Source organism: Treponema socranskii subsp. buccale, from assembly GCF_024181585.1.
Lineage (GTDB): Bacteria > Spirochaetota > Spirochaetia > Treponematales > Treponemataceae > Treponema_D > Treponema_D buccale.
On sequence record NZ_CP054258.1, the window covers coordinates 1,096,775 to 1,112,346 of the forward strand.

General features: G+C 32.2%; 17 protein-coding genes and 1 pseudogene. 2 read left to right on the forward strand and 16 right to left on the reverse strand.

All coding sequences use genetic code 11. The features are described 5' to 3' along the window. Window positions 1–92 precede the first annotated feature (92 nt). The 15 genes and pseudogenes from HRI97_RS04785 to HRI97_RS04855 all read right to left on the reverse strand — a co-directional run bounded on the left by HRI97_RS04785 (window position 93) and on the right by HRI97_RS04855 (window position 13,644). Window positions 93–809 (reverse strand): hypothetical protein, encoded by a 717-nt coding sequence (locus HRI97_RS04785; RefSeq protein WP_253727005.1) that lies wholly within the window; start codon window positions 807–809, stop codon window positions 93–95. 88 nt (window positions 810–897) lie between these two features. Next, window positions 898–3,525, reverse strand: a complete 2,628-nt coding sequence (locus tag HRI97_RS04790; RefSeq protein ID WP_253727006.1) for a DUF262 domain-containing protein — start codon at window positions 3,523–3,525, stop codon at window positions 898–900. Beyond that, complete coding sequence (locus HRI97_RS04795; RefSeq protein ID WP_253727007.1) at window positions 3,507–5,552, reverse strand: DUF262 domain-containing protein; 2,046 nt, start codon at window positions 5,550–5,552, stop codon at window positions 3,507–3,509. The genes HRI97_RS04790 and HRI97_RS04795 overlap by 19 nt, the downstream gene beginning before the upstream one ends. 214 nt (window positions 5,553–5,766) lie before the next feature. Further along, window positions 5,767–6,372 (reverse strand): hypothetical protein, encoded by a 606-nt coding sequence (locus HRI97_RS04800; RefSeq protein WP_253727008.1) that lies wholly within the window; start codon window positions 6,370–6,372, stop codon window positions 5,767–5,769. Next, window positions 6,369–7,019 (reverse strand): hypothetical protein, encoded by a 651-nt coding sequence (locus HRI97_RS04805; protein ID WP_253727009.1) that lies wholly within the window; start codon window positions 7,017–7,019, stop codon window positions 6,369–6,371. Before HRI97_RS04805 ends, HRI97_RS04800 begins: the two co-directional genes overlap by 4 nt. After that, window positions 7,012–7,626: a DUF559 domain-containing protein gene (locus HRI97_RS04810; RefSeq protein WP_253727010.1), complete on the reverse strand. Its 615-nt coding sequence runs from the start codon at window positions 7,624–7,626 to the stop codon at window positions 7,012–7,014. The genes HRI97_RS04805 and HRI97_RS04810 overlap by 8 nt, the downstream gene beginning before the upstream one ends. Window positions 7,627–7,729: 103 nt before the next feature. After that, complete coding sequence (locus HRI97_RS04815) at window positions 7,730–7,882, reverse strand: hypothetical protein (RefSeq protein ID WP_253727011.1); 153 nt, start codon at window positions 7,880–7,882, stop codon at window positions 7,730–7,732. A gap of 259 nt (window positions 7,883–8,141) precedes the next feature. After that, the gene (locus HRI97_RS04820) at window positions 8,142–8,429 is read right to left on the reverse strand and encodes a type II toxin-antitoxin system RelB/DinJ family antitoxin (protein WP_187419710.1); all 288 of its coding nucleotides are present in this window, start codon (window positions 8,427–8,429) and stop codon (window positions 8,142–8,144) included. 171 nt (window positions 8,430–8,600) lie between these two features. Next, complete coding sequence (locus HRI97_RS04825) at window positions 8,601–9,656, reverse strand: DUF4238 domain-containing protein (RefSeq protein ID WP_253727012.1); 1,056 nt, start codon at window positions 9,654–9,656, stop codon at window positions 8,601–8,603. A gap of 842 nt (window positions 9,657–10,498) precedes the next feature. Next, window positions 10,499–10,843 (reverse strand): annotated as a pseudogene (locus HRI97_RS12615) (HepT-like ribonuclease domain-containing protein); the annotation flags it as partial. Continuing rightward, window positions 10,827–11,135 carry a nucleotidyltransferase family protein gene (locus HRI97_RS04835; RefSeq protein WP_002673432.1) on the reverse strand — a complete coding sequence of 103 codons (309 nt, stop codon included), beginning with the start codon at window positions 11,133–11,135 and terminating at the stop codon, window positions 10,827–10,829. The pseudogene HRI97_RS12615 and the gene HRI97_RS04835, both read right to left, overlap by 17 nt. A gap of 136 nt (window positions 11,136–11,271) precedes the next feature. Then, window positions 11,272–12,042: a hypothetical protein gene (locus HRI97_RS04840; RefSeq protein WP_253727014.1), complete on the reverse strand. Its 771-nt coding sequence runs from the start codon at window positions 12,040–12,042 to the stop codon at window positions 11,272–11,274. A 97-nt stretch (window positions 12,043–12,139) separates the two neighbouring features. Beyond that, on the reverse strand, window positions 12,140–12,292 hold the full coding sequence (locus tag HRI97_RS04845) for a hypothetical protein (RefSeq protein WP_253727011.1): 153 nt from the start codon (window positions 12,290–12,292) through the stop codon (window positions 12,140–12,142). 259 nt (window positions 12,293–12,551) lie between these two features. Further along, window positions 12,552–12,839 carry a type II toxin-antitoxin system RelB/DinJ family antitoxin gene (locus HRI97_RS04850; protein WP_187419710.1) on the reverse strand — a complete coding sequence of 96 codons (288 nt, stop codon included), beginning with the start codon at window positions 12,837–12,839 and terminating at the stop codon, window positions 12,552–12,554. Between the two features lie 157 nt (window positions 12,840–12,996). Beyond that, window positions 12,997–13,644, reverse strand: a complete 648-nt coding sequence (locus tag HRI97_RS04855) for a Vat family streptogramin A O-acetyltransferase (protein ID WP_002678614.1) — start codon at window positions 13,642–13,644, stop codon at window positions 12,997–12,999. Window positions 13,645–13,909: 265 nt separating this feature from the next. Here HRI97_RS04855 and HRI97_RS04860 point away from each other — a divergent pair, with 265 nt between their 5' ends. Beyond that, window positions 13,910–14,233: a transposase gene (locus HRI97_RS04860; protein WP_253727015.1), complete on the forward strand. Its 324-nt coding sequence runs from the start codon at window positions 13,910–13,912 to the stop codon at window positions 14,231–14,233. Next, on the forward strand, window positions 14,221–15,063 hold the full coding sequence (locus HRI97_RS04865; protein ID WP_253727016.1) for an IS3 family transposase: 843 nt from the start codon (window positions 14,221–14,223) through the stop codon (window positions 15,061–15,063). Before HRI97_RS04860 ends, HRI97_RS04865 begins: the two co-directional genes overlap by 13 nt. Window positions 15,064–15,166: 103 nt before the next feature. Here the strand turns inward: HRI97_RS04865 and HRI97_RS04870 are convergent, their stop codons facing one another. Then, window positions 15,167–15,553 (reverse strand): hypothetical protein, encoded by a 387-nt coding sequence (locus HRI97_RS04870; RefSeq protein WP_253727017.1) that lies wholly within the window; start codon window positions 15,551–15,553, stop codon window positions 15,167–15,169. Window positions 15,554–15,572 lie beyond the last annotated feature (19 nt).

The following is a 15,572-nucleotide window of genomic DNA, read 5'->3' on the forward strand; positions in this document are numbered from 1 at the left end:
CCGGAGCAGAAAGCATCGGGCAAACATTAGCCTTGAACCGCACGGCAAATCGATTGCCGTGTCGGCTTTGAACTTTTCTTATGTGAATTTATTTATGAAACCACGGTTTGTAAAACGTCAATTACTCCCCATTTTGTATTTTTCTTTTCGAATACTAAATAATTTGTATAACCGCTCCATCCGCTTTTCCGGAATGAAATTTCAATAATCGCTGTGTCATTTGTCGGATTAAAGCCGATGTTTGAAACATATAATCTTCCGCAAGCTTCCGGGACAGTTTTATAAAAATTATCCCAATAATCGGAAATACCGGAGATTTCTCCCATTCGTGAAGTTACTTCTTTAAGAGAGATTATTCTATTATCGGATTTAATTAAATCGGTAATATTGTTAAGCGTTCTATTGTTCTCGATAAAAGAATCAAATGCACTCAGGTAATTTGAATCCATTTTACTTGCAAAATACGATTTATACTTTTCGGAAGATTTTTCATATCCCTCTTCTGTATCGATCCTTGATAAAGTCGTATCGGAAACGACTATCTTAGAGGTAGGAATTTTAGATATTTGTCCGTTTTCCACAAATATTCTTGAAGAATTATTTTGCAATAAAACTGCAAAAACATAATTATAAATTTCTTTTTCGTCATTTGATAATTGTTTTTCAATTATTTCTCTGGTATCAGAAATTTTCGATACTGCTTTTTCAGTTTGAGTTGCCTTTGTTCCTGAGTTTTTCGGATCTGTCGATGCACAGCCGAATAATGATAATAAAAAAAATATTATTACCGAAGTTTTTATAGTTTTCATTTTATCTTCTGTGCCTCGGTGCGGGCATCTAACATTTGTTTTAAACCGTTTTGCGGCTCGACTGCAAAATCCGATTTGAAGAGAGTGTTTAATTTATTACAGCATTTAGTGAATTGCAAAATTCTTTTATTTTGGGCATAACCTCATCAAAGGTTATGATTTTTGCATAATAATTTTGTTTATCTGCTTTGACAAAATTATGTATTTTTAAATTGTTGAGAATATCAGCATTATTTATATCCTCAGTTGTTTCTTCTTCTTCGTTCCAATTGATAAACTTCAATTCAAATTGCTTTGAGTCTTTATAATGAAGTTGAAGATAATAATGCTCATTTGCAAATTCCAGTTCACCGTATTTCATAAACGGCTCTGAATCTTCAGACTGCTGGAGCACATAAGAAGGCTTGCCGAATGGTAATAGTATCTCTTCTTTATTATCCAAGAAAACTGCATAAGTAAATATTTCGGCGTGTTTGCTTGTAATTTGTTGCTTAGAAATTAAATCAATTTCATAATTATCTTCTGAACTTCTACTGTGTTTTTTATTTACGTCATTCCATCTCAGAAGGCGCTTGCTTCCAAATTTATAGTCATTCAATTCGGGGTGAGACTCCTCGAATTTAGCTAAATATTTTATTACTGTTTTTCTCCATTCGGGAATATCAGCCGGATATTTAGCTGCTATCGTCTTTAATGAGTCCTGCGGTTTTGCTAAGTCAAAATCAACGTCATTCAAAACCTGCGTAAGATACTCACGTTTATCTATAGCATTCTTTTCTGCCTTATGATAACGCAACCAGCTAATGTCTCTGTCTTTTCCATTTTGAAACAATGAATAGCTGCTCTTAGATTCAGTAGTGTAATCCTCTTTTGAAAGCAACGCACACACTAAATCAGTATCAAATGCTGAACCATTAGGCGCATTAAAAATAGAAGCAACCTTATTTACATACGTTGCAAACGCAGAGATTTTTGATTCATCATCTTTATCCTTTGCTGTTATACCATTTACATCAATCAATTCATAATGGATTTGTCCTTCAAAATATCTTAGTTTTTCAAGGGCATCGGTTATAACATCCCGCCATTTTGGGTTTTCAAAAAGTTTTGCTTTTAAAACTTCTTCCTCTAACTGGCATGGATCCAATGTTACGATTTCTGCTGTCTTTTTGCCGGGCAAGGATTCATAAATATTCTGTGCGCATAGACAGTTAATACCGGCCAAACAGTTACTGAATGTATAAACAGCGTTGGAAAGGGTATAGCTATTCTTGCACATGTCATAAACAAACCGCATCCAGTCTATAAAATTTATGTCATTCTTTGCAGGCTTAAATTGCAAGAGATAGTTGATATATCCAAAGTAAATAACTTTATCTTCATAGTTTCTATCTTTTCCTGTATAGTCTTCTACTATTTTCTTAAAAGTGGCAGCTTCATCAAAGAAATAAACCGTATTATCAAAATATTTTTTTAATACCCATTCATCTTTTTCATTCTGTTCAGAAAGAAGATTAAGAATATCAATAATATTATAGAGAAGATAATTATCATTTTCCTGTAAAATAGCAATAATCTTTTCATAAGCAATAGTATTATAAGCATCCATGAGTCTTTCAATTTCTTTCTCTTCCCAACTATTACGCCCCATTGAAAGTGTACCTTTTAATAAATGTAAATCTTCATAGAAAATACATATATTGCTTATAAAACTCAAAAACATATCATCTACAAGAGGTTTGCCGTCAGCTGACGGATTAGCTTGCAGCCAGAAATTCCAGAACATATCTGTCCATCTAGTATCTATCATCAATCCAACATAATCTCTTAGAGAGGCATATTCTTTATTTTCGGCTGTATTTATTTCTTTGAGTTTCTTCTGATAGTTTGCGCTTTGTTTCTGTTCATCATATTTTTTAAGCAGTTTCGACTTAAGATTTTCAAAACGTGTGAGAGGCTTACCGCGAGAATTCATTTTTATATACAGTTCATCGGTAAGTTTAAATTCATCAAGAGGCAGTAAGTTAAATGTAATGCTCGAAGCCGCTCCCGATTTATTTAATTTATCATAGACTCCATCGCATTCTGCAAGAGGAAAATTACGAGCTATATCATCAAGCATATTCAACATGTTTATCACCGTTGGATCATTATTCCAATGAGTAAAAAACCATTTTTCGTTCCTGATTTTTTCTGAAATCTTATCGCTATCTGACAGCTCATTATTAGAAGATAAGATTTTTACATACTCATAATATTGCTTTTCTTGATTTGTTATTTTTTCATTTCCTTTTTCATCTTTCATTTTTTTACAGAGAGAAACAAGAGCATTACAAAACTCGGTAGAAGACTCACGTGTATTATATGTAAACTTTGACTTATCTCCATTTAATAGTAACGTCCGAAACTCAGGAAACTTTTGGTTTGCAATAGCAAAATACCAGTGCAGCAAAAATAATGTTGTGATCCGTTGCTGACCATCAAGTAATATAAGTGTCTTTGCACCTTTTGGTGCACTTACTGAACCATAAACAAAGTCTAACTCATGATTAGTATCTTCAGATAATAGGTATCCCTTTATACTCCTCAGAAATTCTGCACGTTTTTCACTTTCTGAAATACGACCATAGGCATAGTCACGCTGGAGCATTGGAATTTCTACAATGAGAGCTTCCGCTGTAAATAAATCTACAAAACTTAAATGTTTGAAAGACATTCTATCATCTCCTTTCTATATGCCGTTGCATCCGAATCAGTCCAATTCATTAAATCAAATAGCTTAGTACTATATGATTTTGAGAAGACATTTTTAGTACATGGTAAGATATACACGCCATCTTTTTCACGGGCATTAATCCACCGTCTTTTAACAGGGAAAAAAGCATTTTTATAGCTCCGATTTGTTGCACTATCCAAAAGAACTAGGTTATGAATATTATCTACGGCTTGTAGAGGAGCATTTTCTTCATTAACAAATTGTTTAGATAAATCCTTATAAATAGATGTCGCCGGGATAATTTCCGATGTATTAAGGAGTGCTAAAAGCTGCTCACAAACATATTTTGCTGTTTTGCCTTCCTTGGTACCTTTCGGTTGAATAGCAATTTCTGTTTCAAGCTTTGGAAGCTCCGCTTTTATTTGTTCAATAAAAACTTTTACTTGTTCTGCACGGGATTTATCTTCATGTTTTAATTCAAAGGGGAAGGCAATGCCGGAAAAATATTCAAGATTGGTTAATATCCAGTCTTGGCGGTCATCACCATCTGCTGTTTTTGGTGTTTGAGAACGTACATGTTCCAGATCCCATGACTTTGTCTCATAAAATTCATTAAATGGAAATTTAATGTTAGGTTCCTTACAATCCAACATTGTTAGAACATTTATTAAAAATAAAGTGTCATAAATTATGCTGTTTGGAGTCGTTTTATAGTAAAATGTCGGCAAGGTTGTAGCAACATACTCTTTTGTTTCTTCCCGCGTTTTATTTTTAAAATCTTCAATATTTGACTTCTCCACTTCCAATGCAAGCGCAACACACCATTTTCTTAGCTGGCGGATAAACTCTGTATGAGTTTCTACAGAATCTTGGAGATTAGAAATTTCAGAAATCGGCGTTTTTTTATACCTTAAATATCCGACAAGATGGTACAAGGCTTTATCTTCATACCAGTTCTTAAAAAGATAAAACTTTTCCATTAATTCTTCCCATTCTGCTTCAACAGAACATGAGTTCATGAGTTTTCTTATTTTATCTTTTGTCTTCTTATCTGTTATACCCTCAAGTTCCTTCTCTTTTATGTCATAAGTTTTAAAATCTTCCGTATATTTATCGAATGTAAAATAATCAATATCTTTTTGAGCATCTGTTTTGCCTTTGATGAGATCAAATAAAAACTCAATTCGAGTATCATACTTATTATCTTCTTTACCATAAAGAAATGACCAGAATTTATTGTCTTGCAAACTGTGTTCAACTATATCCCAGTCTTTCGCTATCTTTGTTTGCAGGGGAAAAGAAATTTTTTCTCTATATTGTTCTTCTATATTTCTAACTTCTTTATTCGCCCTATTTAAGAATAAAGCTTTTATAAGCTCTGCATTAGTAAGACCGATTTTCCCTACATTCAAGCGTGAAAAAATTTCTTCACTGGAAATTTTTTCTTTTTGAATTTCCTCTGTTACATCATACCAAATGAATTTTACTGATGGGTTTCCGCTTTCATCTTTTGCATTAAGTATGTCATCTACAAATCTTCCGGAATTAACACCTTCAAAATAGGATTGTATTTCTGTAACTGCATTACAAATATGATAGTAGTCAATGTTGTTGTTTTTCCGCGAAAAATCTATTTGCTTTAAGAATGCTTGGCTATCCGAACGGCTTTGATATGTCAAATCAAAAAATTTCATTTCCGGATTATCTTCAATTAATCTGCTTCGTTTTTGAGAAAGAATTAAGTATAACGTTGTAAGACGTTGTTGACCATCAATTACTTCCCAAGCTTCTTTTTCAGCATTATAAAAAACTACCAGAGGCTGCATACAATAAAAGCTATCACCGTCCTTGTCTTCTTGAATATACTCATGCAAATCTTCAAGTAATTTTCTTACCTCAAATGCTGTCCATCTATAGCCGCGCTGATAATCTGGTATATAGAAACTATTATTCATTAATTCCCAGACTGTTACAGTATCAAGCTTTTGTTTTTTACTTTCTTTTTTTTCTTTATCCCAAAGTTCCATAATTTTCTCCGTTTTGATGCTTGTAAAAAGTGTATCGTTTAACTTTTTTATTCTTTCCTAATTGATGTCGCAGCACGCCTCCGCCTGACATTATTTTACACCACAAGCCGGCTCGACCGTTTGCCGGTTTCGCAAACTGCGTCGGGCTGTCGGGAGCTTCTAAAAATTTCAGTTTTTAGAAACTACCCTTAAACGTATTTTTTTTCAAGACAGATTATAAAAATTTAACAATAATTTCAACAATTAAAACTATTCCCAAAATAATATAAAAAATTAAATTGAATTTCGATTTAATTTTTACTTTGGTTTTCGGCGTTGCGGCGGAAACCGTTTCTCGCTTAAAAGTTCCGATTTTATTTGCAATGTTTTCCAATTTCGATTTCAAATTTTCAGAATCGTAAAAACAATTCCAATTTATATAAAACCGTCTTATTCCCCTAAAATAAAAAGTTATGGAATCATTCGTTTTTTTATATTTCTTAAAATCCGCGAAATTTACCATAGTTGCAGCTATTGAATTTTTTAAAAGAGCATAATTTTCTTCTACGGATAATTCCCATGTTTCCAATTTTGATGAAACCGTTTTTACCCCGATGAATACAGAAATGAAAAATACAATCACAGAGAATAAATTGGAAAAAAGAAGTATGTAAACAATAAAAGGCCGCATGCTTGCATACTCATCCGCTAATACAAACCCCATGATCACGTCCATAAAAATTATTGCAGGAATAAATATGGGGAAAATATGTTTTACCGCTTGTTTAAAATTAAAGCTTTCGAATTCTTTTTTCTTTTCCGGATCGATTTTATAAATCATTTTCTTTCCTTGAGTCCCTGCACGGGCATCTGTCTAACATTCGTTTTAAATCGTTTTGCAGCTTGGTCGTGCGGCCGCTTTGAAGACGGTGTTGGACTTTCCTCGTTTTGGGGAAGGGTTATCTTCTGAAGAAATAAAACATCTGTAATTTCCATTATTCTTTGCATACTGGTAATTGCAATTGGCAAGCAAATAGGTGCTATAAAAATTAACAAAATTAAATAATTTGCTGGATTAATATAGTTAACTATTTCTTGGCGAAATATAATATAAGACATTAGTATAAACGCTGAAATAAAATAAAAAATCGTCGGAATAATATATTTCTTTCGATTAATTTCCGTCTTAAATTTTCCTTTTTCGAACTTATACTTTCCATAACAATTTTTGATTATCTTTAGTATCGAATATGCATCTCCCGACTCAAAAATAAAATCCATTTCTTCGGTGGATACTCTTATTTTTAAATATGTTTGAAGATAATAATAACCTACTATTTTGTCTTTAAGGTATTCGTTTCTAATTTGTTTAAAAATTTGGGCTTTTCTCATAAAACGAGATGTAAAAACATTTTCTGTAAAAAACCTTATAATTACTGTTAATATTGGGATTACTATTGGTGTTACTATTTTTATTATTTCAAGCATTCATTTCCTCTTTTTTCAATTTTTCTATTTCTTCTTCTAAGAAGTCTATTCCGGATAACGCCGGATTATCTGAATTTTTCAAAGCTTTAAGATTTACTTGATATTGTTCAGGATATTCAAGAAATTCTTTAGCCATTCTTCTGATTCCTGCAGGGCACAAATATGCCAGTGACTGTCTACCGTTAATACCTAATGAAGGAATTGTTGCATTAAACAATGATTCTTTTACTGTTATGCCAAATAATTTTTCTACAACATCATTTGAAAGTTGAATAAAGTATGGGATTCTGACAACTTTATATCCATTGTTCTCATATACCTTTTGGTTTATATAATCTTTTTCGATGGTGTTAGGATTTTTATAATGAGGAAGTCCGTCAAACTCGATGATTAATTTCAAACTTTCACTTCGATAATCCGGTCTTATTTTATACTTCTGTCCGTTATGCTCTCCAAAAGCTTTATCATGTAACCAATCTTTTGTTTCCGGAAATATAACTTTTAAATATTCATCTAATCTTGTTCTAATTAAACCTGTATCTTTATCTGTTCCTGCTTTTTCAGCTGACTCTGTTGTTTCTCTAAGAAATCCCCACTTTTTTTTCATTTTTCCTCTCCCGTTGACCATTGCTTAGTCCACATAACATCCGCTTAACCTGCATTTGCGACTTGTCCGCAATGGCAGGTTGAAGCGGGTGTTAGACGTTACTTTAATTTTTTTCAAGTATATCCATTAATTTAGCCGGTGTTACTATAAAAGATTTTGCAGGAAAATGTTTTCCATTCCCTGTAACCAAAAATGTATCTTTATCTCTTGTTGTCAATGTAACTGCATAAAATATTACATCTTTCGGATCCGGCATTTCTTCCTTGACTTCAACAACATTTCTTACTTCTAATCCATTATTGACTATATCTTTTATTAAAGCCGATACAATTTCATCAGATAATTTAAATTTTTCTCTTCTTAAAACTTCATAGTATTCTTTTACTATATCCGAAGAATATACCGGCAGTATTCTATTTGAGAAAGATATTTCAATATTTTTACAGTTGGAGCATTTTCATTCCGTGTTATCAATGCAGAAACCAAAACATTTGTATCAATAACAACATATTTTTTCATTTGCCGAATACCTGTTTTCTGGTTTCAGCAATTTCTGCATTTATTTCTTCAAGCGACATTTCCGGAACATTATTGTCTTGAATACTTTTTCGAACTTGATCATATATTTTCCATCTGGTATTTTCTTCTCGTAATTCAAACGGTAATCCTCCCACAGCAATACTTTTCTTGAAAAAAATTCTTATTGCAGTCGGTAAATCCAACCCTAAATTTTCATATATTCTTGAAACATCTTCTTTAATTTCTGAATCGACTTTTAGCTGTACTAATGTTGCATTTGCCATACAAACCTCCGTATACATGCATACTTCAGTATTATTATAGCATTGTTTTCTACTACAATCAAATGGTAAAAGGAAAAAGTTGCCCACTGGGCAATCCGTCTAACATGGTTTTAAACCGCAACGCAGCTTGCCTGCGTTGTCGGCTTTGAAAACGGTGTTAGGTGTTATATATTAAATATTAATAATTTTGGATAATCTTGGATCTTTTTTAATATATTCTTGAGCTAATTTTGCTCCTTGTCTTTCTAATTCTGAATACATTAATGGTAATTTCCAAACTTTTTCTTTTATTGCAAAAAAATTTTGTACTGGTTTTATTGGATAATTTTTACTACCTGTTTGAACTATTTGTTTATTTTCAATAATTGGAGAAGACTTAAGTGATGCTTGAGAATTATTTCGATATTCCGTTGTTTTAAAATTATATTCTCGATATGATTCTTTAAAATTTTTGTAATATATTGAATCTTTTGTATTTAAAAATTGATACATATTTAAATTATTGATTTCTTCGTCTGTTAATATATGATACTTTTTTTCTCCAATAATTGAATATGACTCGTTATCATAAAAACAAATTACATAGTCTGGTGAAATAGGCAATAAAATTGTTACACCTTTCAAACCAAGACCTTTTTTTGAATTAGCCCAATGTCTTTCTTCTAGGAATTTATTTGTAATTATTACCGGATCCTGTCCTATTACAAATTTATTTGTAGTATTTGATACTAAAATTATAAATCGTAAATCTGTATATAAAAGAAAACTCTGTAGATACATTAACAATTGCCAAATCTGATGATTATTAATACTTACTTTTACACTATCTATTGCATTTTTTTCATCATCAAATTTATGAGATTTAAGTAAAATATCTTTTGACATTTCTGTTAAAATATCATTAAATTCATCTATTTTTCCTGGAGTCCGTGTATGCTGAATTGCAATGAAATGTTTTAAAATTCTTATATCATTTTTCGTTAATTCTTCTCTCTTCTGTATTTTCTTAACTACTGCACTTGCATCGATTTCTAAAGAACCATATAGTTTTTCTATTTTTTGATCTTTCCCATAATAATATTTTTTTTGAGATTGCTCATTAATTGGAGCTTTTTCTATTCTTTTATTTCCCTTTAATAAAAATACTTTAATTGATGAATCATCTTCAGACCAATTCCTTAAAAGGAACTGTGGAACATAATGCTGCTTTTTTATTTTATTATCCATATATCTTTCCTTAGCACTGCACTACACCATCCGCCTAACATCCGCTTAACCTGCATTTATGCCTTTGCCGACGCGATTAGCGGCGACAAAGTTGGCGCGAAAATGCATTAAAAGGAAGCTGCGTAGCAGCGACCGTCTCCAGCAACTTTCGTGACAAAACAAATGTCAGGTTGAAGCGGGTGTTAGATGTTTTCATCTATTTTATTGGCTTTTAAAACTGCATGTATCATATCATCATTTTTATACTGCTCGCCTAATTCTTTTATATTCTCAATAAATTTTTTACTATCTTCAATATATTCATAAAAAGAATACACCTCAATATTTCCTTTTGCATAACAATAAAATATTTCATTATATTTTTTACACAATTTGAAAAATAACTTATAGTTTTTTGTTTTAATTAAATAATATAATAAATGCATTACAGGATGTATAATAGTATCCATTACCATATACCGCCATAATTCAAATGAAAAACCTATTGGCAAATCTTTTCTTTGTAAATCCGCTTCTGGATACAGCAGCACAATATTTTTATATTCATTCAGTTCAAAGATTAGTTTCTTCTGTAATTCTGTAATATGCTTATTCTTATTTTTTATATAATTTTGTTTATTGAATATATCGATATTACTTATTTCTTGAAAATCTTGGTTATGTACAATAGCGTTTAGTTTATTTTTTGAAAACATAATCCATTCCAAAAGATGCGCAATGACATCTTTATAATTCCAATCATCATAATTACTGACAAGTTGTTCACTTTTGTAACTACTTATAAAATCAGCAATATCTATTTCTATTTTATTGATTTCTGTTATTATTTCTTTAATTGTCATTTTTCTTTTTTCTGTATCCATAATTTTTATCAGCTGGTTCTTAAATTCAGGAATAATGTTTTTTGCAACATCCCACACAATTTCATAATCAACGGAAAAATAACCATGAATGAGTTTATCTCTCATACCGGCAATATTTCTCCATGGAACTTCTTTATATTTAATTATTACATCACTTGAAATATTTTTAACGGCTTCTCCGATAATTTCAATACTTCGTGCAAAAGCTCGTTGCGTTTTTTCATCTTTTAAAAATACTTCTTCTGATATGGTCCTTGTTTCAGATTCCAAAAAAGTGATTTCATCAAAAATATGCTTGAATAACTCTTCATTTGATCGATACATATTCAACCTCATTGAGTATTCTCTGACCAATATAAGGACTTAAACTTTCTATGGTTAATAAATCTATTTTTGTATTCAAATTATCTTCCAAGTAATAAACTAAATTTATAAAGTTATTATAATTTTTTTTATCAGCATGGAATTCTACTAATATATCAATATCGCTATTTTTATTTTGTTGATTATGTACATAAGAACCAAAAAGACCTATTTTTTTTACGCCATAGGACTGGAGAATGTTTTTATTATATTCTAAGAAATTAAAAATCTCTTTTTTTTCTTTAGGTTTCATAGCTCTATTATACTTTTTTTTAATATTAAATCTAGCTTTATACCTAAAAATTCAGCTCGTGCAGTAGCACGAGTCCATCTAACATTCGCTTAACCTGCACTTGCGGCTCGTCCGCAATGTCAGGTTGAAGCGGGTGTTAGGTAATTTTTTTATAAATGAAATCAATAATAATCTCAGATCTCAATATCTTAATTGTTTGATTACTATCATAATATTCTATCCCTATACCAATTATCTCTGGATTTTCATTACTATTTGAAAGATCAAATTTCCATACAGCACTTCCACTAAGGCCAATAGGTTTTGGTAGTTTTTCAATTATCACTTTATCACTTTCCGAATAAAGTGGAAGTCTATTGCTATACTCACCATAAATATACTTTTCATCAAAGCTTATTATGGGTTGTAGTACATGAAAAGGATAAAAAAGTAATTTTCCAGTTGTTTCATTCTTTAGTTTCTTTGACTTTTCATTTTTTCTTACTTGATTAACATGCGATTTAGTGAATCCACAATAGTGTACCCAATTTGATTTATCAATCTTTTTAGACAAATTACTAATTTGAACTGGTTCTATTCCTTTGTATGGAATATCTGCTATCTCAATTATTGCAATATCCAAAATTGAATCAAACCAATAATTAATATTTTCTCTAAGAAATATTTTCCATGATTTAACCAATCCATCACAAGGTCCATCTTCGTAATTATAAAAAAAGGGGATAAGAATAAACTTATTATTCTCTGTTACATGAAAAGCAGTTACAACAAAGAATCTATCAAGATGTTTTAGAATAAAACAACTTCCTTCAAAAACATTTTCAGAATTATATATCCATGATAATGGACCAAATGTTCGATCTAAAAAAACATTCCATTCATGAGATTCAAAATACTTATTTCCCATTTTTCCTCGCCCGCCGAAAGCGTGAACCTAACATCCGCTTAACCTACATTTGCGACTTGTCCGCAATGTCAGGTTGAAGCGGGTGTTAGACGTTACTTTAATTTTTTTCAAGTATATCCATTAATTTAGCCGGTGTTACTATAAAAGATTTTGCAGGAAAATGTTTTCCATTCCCTGTAACCAAAAATGTATCTTTATCTCTTGTTGTCAATGTAACTGCATAAAATATTACATCTTTCGGATCCGGCATTTCTTCCTTGACTTCAACAACATTTCTTACTTCTAATCCATTATTGACTATATCTTTTATTAAAGCCGATACAATTTCATCAGATAATTTAAATTTTTCTCTTCTTAAAACTTCATAGTATTCTTTTACTATATCCGAAGAATATACCGGCAGTATTCTATTTGAGAAAGATATTTCAATATTTTTACAGTTGGAGCATTTTCATTCCGTGTTATCAATGCAGAAACCAAAACATTTGTATCAATAACAACATATTTTTTCATTTGCCGAATACCTGTTTTCTGGTTTCAGCAATTTCTGCATTTATTTCTTCAAGCGACATTTCCGGAACATTATTGTCTTGAATACTTTTTCGAACTTGATCATATATTTTCCATCTGGTATTTTCTTCTCGTAATTCAAACGGTAATCCTCCCACAGCAATACTTTTCTTGAAAAAAATTCTTATTGCAGTCGGTAAATCCAACCCTAAATTTTCATATATTCTTGAAACATCTTCTTTAATTTCTGAATCGACTTTTAGCTGTACTAATGTTGCATTTGCCATACAAACCTCCGTATACATGCATACTTCAGTATTATTATAGCATTGTTTTCTACTACAATCAAATGGTAAAAGGGAAAAGTTGCCCACTGGGCAATCCGTCTAACATTCGCTTAACCTGCATTTGCGGCTCGTCCGTAATGTCAGGTTGAAGCGGGTGTTAGGTGATTTTCATATCACTAATTTCTCGTAATTTACTTACATCATTTGAGGTAAGTATCTCAAGATTTGTCGTTATTTTTTCTATTGGCCAATCCCACCATTTTATACTTTCTAAAAGATCAATAATTTCATTATCAAATCTTTTTCGTATTAATTTTGCAGGATTTCCTCCAACGATTGAATATGGTTCTACATCTTTTACTACAACAGAATTTGATGCAATTATTGAACCGTTACCTATCTTTATTCCGGGCATTATTAAAGAATTATAACCAATCCACACATCATTCTGAATTACCGTATCCCCTTTAATTGGTAACTCTTCCATTTCCGGTGTTACTTTTTCCCATCCATTTCTAAATATTGAAAATGGATATGTTGTGAAACAATTCATTTTATGATTTGCACCATTCATTATGAACTTAACATCTCGGGCAATGGCACAAAACTTTCCAATAATTAATTTGTCTCCAATGAATGGATAATGATACAGAACATTATTTTCAAAGTTTTCTGAATTTACCGGATCATCGTAATACGAATAATCACCAACGATTATATTTGGATTAGTAATTATATTCTTAATAAAACATACTTGATCAAACCCTTTCATGGGGTGTATTTCATTGGGTTGAGGACCGTACATATAAAACTCCTATAATTATTATGGTGAATATAATTTATATAAATCTTATATGTTCATTTCTGGCCTTTTCTCCTCTCGATTATTACATATATATATTTACCACATTTATCTTTAATGTGTAAATAATCTTCTTTCTTGCCCGCCGAAGGCGTCAACCTAACATCCGCTTAACCTGCATTTGCTAAACTGAACGAGAAAAACGACACAAAAAAGGAAGTAGATTAAGGTGTAAGCAACCGATAAAAAAGAGAAGGCGGTTTACACAATGGGAAAGAAAAGACAGTCATTCAGTAAAGATTTCAAGGCAAAAGTTGCGCTAGAGGCGCTTCGGGAGGAATCAACGATTCAGGAAATTGCTGTAAAATACGGAGTACATCCGAATCAGATTTCACAGTGGAAAGCACAGGCGATCAGCGGCATGGCAGATATTTTTGAGCGTCCGAACAAAAAATCGGAAGCGGTGCGTCGACAGGAGGAACAGGAAAACGAACTTCTGAAAACCATCGGAGAACAGAAAGTGGAGCTTGATTTTCTAAAAAAAAAGTACAAACAGATTTACGGAATCGAGCCTCCTGCGTGGATCCACTAGAGCAGTCAGTAAGCATTACACGGCAATGCAGGCTGCTCGGGATTTCCAGAAGTCAGTATTATTACGAGGTGAAATCGGAACGAGACAAAAAGGATTTCGAACTGCTTCTGAAAATAAAGGAGATTCTGTATGAAAAGCCATATTACGGCTACCGTAAGCTATGGCGAGAGATAAACAATCGTGGCGGGCAGACTACACAATCGACGGTGCGCCGCGTGATGAGGAGGTTTGGAGTTTCTGCGGTATATCCGGGTAAAAATCTATCAAAGGCTTGTAAATATCACAAGAAATATCCGTGTCTTTTGAAAAACAAGGTAATCAGATATCCGAACCAAGTATGGTCGACGGATATCACGTACATAAAGCTGCCGACAGGGAACGTTTACCTGATGGCGATAATCGATTGGTTTTCAAGGAAGGTGTTGAGTTGGAGGGTGTTCAATACGATGGACGCGCTGCAGTACGCAAACCTTCTGAAAGAAACGATCGAAGCATATGGCTGCCCTGCGATCTTCAACACGGATCAGGGAAGTCAGTTTACGGCGGATTGTTTTATCAACGTGCTGGAAGCGAACAACATCGAAATCAGCATGGACGGAAAAGACAGAGCATTGGACAATATCCGTATCGAGCGTCTGTGGCGGAGTCTCAAGTACGAGGATATCTACCTGAAACGCTACGAGACGATGAAGGAGCTGAAGGCGGGAGTAGAAGCCTACTTCAAGTTTTACAACACGGCGCGCTTTCATCAGGCGCTGGACTACAACGTTCCTGATGAAATGTATATATGTTTCCGGTACGATGAACCGGGATGCGAACAGGTTGCATAGATTTTTACACCTTAATCTTGTAATAATTTTGTGTTGACAAAATAGCGCAGGTTATGCGGCTCGTCCGCAATGTCAGGTTGAAGCGGGTGTTAGACAAATTTCTTTATTCGATTTTACTTAATATTTCTTTGATTTTAAATTTCGCAAAATACATAGATACTACTGAAATCAAGCTAATTCCGATTAATAATAAGTAGAAAAATCCTAAATCATATTCTAAATAATAGTCTTTCATCATCCATGAAATAAATGTTGGTGGAATTGGTAAAATACAAAACAGTAAACCAATAAATGTAGTAATCTTATATTCTTGATAATCTGGCCATTCAACAAGAATTGATAATTTCTCTTGAGGTTGTAATAATACATTTTGAAGTGTCATTGCATAAATAAAAATAGCAATCGGAAATCCTAATGTGAAAAAACTTACAATGGAGTAAGAACTGTAAATGAAAATACCAAATTTCGAAAAAAATGTAATATTAAACATTTTCATTATTATCATTATT

Excerpts from the sequence above, each read along its gene's own strand:
- HRI97_RS04845 (WP_253727011.1), bottom strand. The coding sequence starts at position 12,292 with ATGCCGGATCCGAAAGATGTAATATTTTATGCAGTTACATTGACAACA.
- HRI97_RS04860 (WP_253727015.1), top strand. The coding sequence starts at position 13,910 with ATGGGAAAGAAAAGACAGTCATTCAGTAAAGATTTCAAGGCAAAAGTT.
- HRI97_RS04850 (WP_187419710.1), bottom strand. The coding sequence starts at position 12,839 with ATGGCAAATGCAACATTAGTACAGCTAAAAGTCGATTCAGAAATTAAA.
- HRI97_RS04855 (WP_002678614.1), bottom strand. The coding sequence starts at position 13,644 with ATGTACGGTCCTCAACCCAATGAAATACACCCCATGAAAGGGTTTGAT.
- HRI97_RS04790 (WP_253727006.1), bottom strand. The coding sequence starts at position 3,525 with ATGTCTTTCAAACATTTAAGTTTTGTAGATTTATTTACAGCGGAAGCT.
- HRI97_RS04825 (WP_253727012.1), bottom strand. The coding sequence starts at position 9,656 with ATGGATAATAAAATAAAAAAGCAGCATTATGTTCCACAGTTCCTTTTA.
- HRI97_RS04785 (WP_253727005.1), bottom strand. The coding sequence starts at position 809 with ATGAAAACTATAAAAACTTCGGTAATAATATTTTTTTTATTATCATTA.
- HRI97_RS04800 (WP_253727008.1), bottom strand. The coding sequence starts at position 6,372 with ATGATTTATAAAATCGATCCGGAAAAGAAAAAAGAATTCGAAAGCTTT.
- HRI97_RS04810 (WP_253727010.1), bottom strand. The coding sequence starts at position 7,626 with ATGAAAAAAAAGTGGGGATTTCTTAGAGAAACAACAGAGTCAGCTGAA.
- HRI97_RS04835 (WP_002673432.1), bottom strand. The coding sequence starts at position 11,135 with ATGAAACCTAAAGAAAAAAAAGAGATTTTTAATTTCTTAGAATATAAT.
- HRI97_RS04820 (WP_187419710.1), bottom strand. The coding sequence starts at position 8,429 with ATGGCAAATGCAACATTAGTACAGCTAAAAGTCGATTCAGAAATTAAA.
- HRI97_RS04795 (WP_253727007.1), bottom strand. The coding sequence starts at position 5,552 with ATGGAACTTTGGGATAAAGAAAAAAAAGAAAGTAAAAAACAAAAGCTT.
- HRI97_RS04870 (WP_253727017.1), bottom strand. The coding sequence starts at position 15,553 with ATGTTTAATATTACATTTTTTTCGAAATTTGGTATTTTCATTTACAGT.
- HRI97_RS04805 (WP_253727009.1), bottom strand. The coding sequence starts at position 7,019 with ATGCTTGAAATAATAAAAATAGTAACACCAATAGTAATCCCAATATTA.
- HRI97_RS04840 (WP_253727014.1), bottom strand. The coding sequence starts at position 12,042 with ATGGGAAATAAGTATTTTGAATCTCATGAATGGAATGTTTTTTTAGAT.
- HRI97_RS04815 (WP_253727011.1), bottom strand. The coding sequence starts at position 7,882 with ATGCCGGATCCGAAAGATGTAATATTTTATGCAGTTACATTGACAACA.